At 68.1% G+C, this 1,654-nt stretch carries 1 protein-coding gene; it reads left to right on the forward strand.

The window, feature by feature from the left end:
* Window positions 1-48 precede the first annotated feature (48 nt).
* Window positions 49-1,617 carry a glycoside hydrolase family 53 protein gene (locus STRIP9103_RS02040; protein ID WP_009295776.1) on the forward strand — a complete coding sequence of 523 codons (1,569 nt, stop codon included), beginning with the start codon at window positions 49-51 and terminating at the stop codon, window positions 1,615-1,617.
* The last annotated feature ends 37 nt before the right edge of the window (window positions 1,618-1,654 follow it).

Below are 1,654 nucleotides of genomic sequence, written 5' to 3' on the forward strand. Positions count from 1 at the left end.
CCGCCGCGGCACCCCCACCAAGTCCCCGCCCTTGTCGAAGGGACGACGATGTTCCACGCGAGACGCGCCCTCAGGGCCCTGCTGATACCCCTGTTCGCAGGCCTGGCGCTCACCTCCCTGCCCGCCACCTCGGCACACGCCGCCTCCACGCTCACCAACGGGGGCTTCGAGTCCGACGGCACCGGGACCGCGACGCCGGCCGGCTGGTCGACGTACTCGGCGGCCGGGCAGAACTCCGCCTCCTTCACGGAGTCCGGTGGCCACGGCGGCAGTTACCGCCTCAGCCACTGGTCGTCCTCCGCCTACAAGGTGGAGACCTACCAGTACCTGTCCGGCCTGACCAACGGGAACTACAAGCTCACCGCGTGGGTGCGCTCCGGCGGCGGCCAGAACTCCGCGTACATCGCGCTGAAGAACTGCGGCAGCGCCGAGCAGCGCACCGACATCCCGGTCTCCGCCAGCGGCTGGATCCGGATCGTCACCTCCGTCGCGGTGACGAACAACCAGTGCACCATCAGCATCAACTCCGACGCCAACGCCGGCAACTGGATCAACGTCGACGACCTGACCTTCACCTCGGGCTCGACGGGCCTGTCCATCAAGGGCTCCGACGTGTCGTCGCTCATCAAGAGCGAGGCCAAGGGCGGCGTCTACAAGAACAGCTCCGGCACCACCGGCGACGCGCTCGCCATCCTGAAGAGCGCCGGGCAGAACTACGCGCGTGTCAAGGTCTGGGTGAACCCCGCCGACGGCTACAACAACAAGACGCGGGTGCTCGCCGCCGCCAAGCGCATCAAGGCGCAGGGCATGAAGCTGCTGGTCGACTTCCACTACTCGGACACCTGGGCCGACCCGGGCGCCCAGACCGTGCCGTCCCCGTGGACCGGCCACAGCTACAGCCAGCTCAGGACCGACGTCTACAACCACACCTACGACGTGCTCAACGCCCTCAAGGCCCAGGGCACCACCGCCGACATGGTCCAGGTCGGCAACGAGATCAACGGCGGCATGCTGTGGTCCGCCGGTTCCACCTCCAACTGGTCGCAGCTCGCCGGACTGCTCAACTCCGGCTACGACGCGGTCAAGGCGGTCAACTCCTCCACCCAGGTGGCGCTGCACCTCGCCAAGGGCGGTGACCTGTCCGGCACCCGCTGGTGGTTCGACAACGCGGTCTCCAACGGGGTGAAGTTCGACGTCATCGGCCTGTCGTACTACGGCTACTGGCACGGCACCCTCGCCGACTTCCAGACGACCCTCGACGACGCGGCCTCCCGCTACAGCAAGCCGGTCTTCGTCGCCGAGACGGCCTACCCCTTCCGCCTCGACAGCGACGACTCGTTCGAGAACATCATCGACCTGGACAGCGAGCTGGTCTCCGGCTACCCGGCCACGACCGCCGGCCAGACGCGGTGGATGAAGGACGTGGCGAGCATCGTGGAGGCCGTCCCGAACGGCCGTGGCCTCGGTGTCTTCTACTGGGAGTCCACCTGGACCGCCGTCGCGGGCAACGGCTGGGACCCGACCGACGCCTCCTCCGGCAACGGCTGGGAGAACCAGGCGCTGTTCGGCTACGACGACAGGGCGCTCCCGGCGATGGCGTGGTTCAGCCACCGCTAGTCCGTGCGTGGTCGGACACCCCGGTGTTCGACGAAGT

The organism is Streptomyces ipomoeae 91-03, assembly GCF_000317595.1.
Taxonomy (GTDB): Bacteria; Actinomycetota; Actinomycetes; order Streptomycetales; family Streptomycetaceae; genus Streptomyces; species Streptomyces ipomoeae.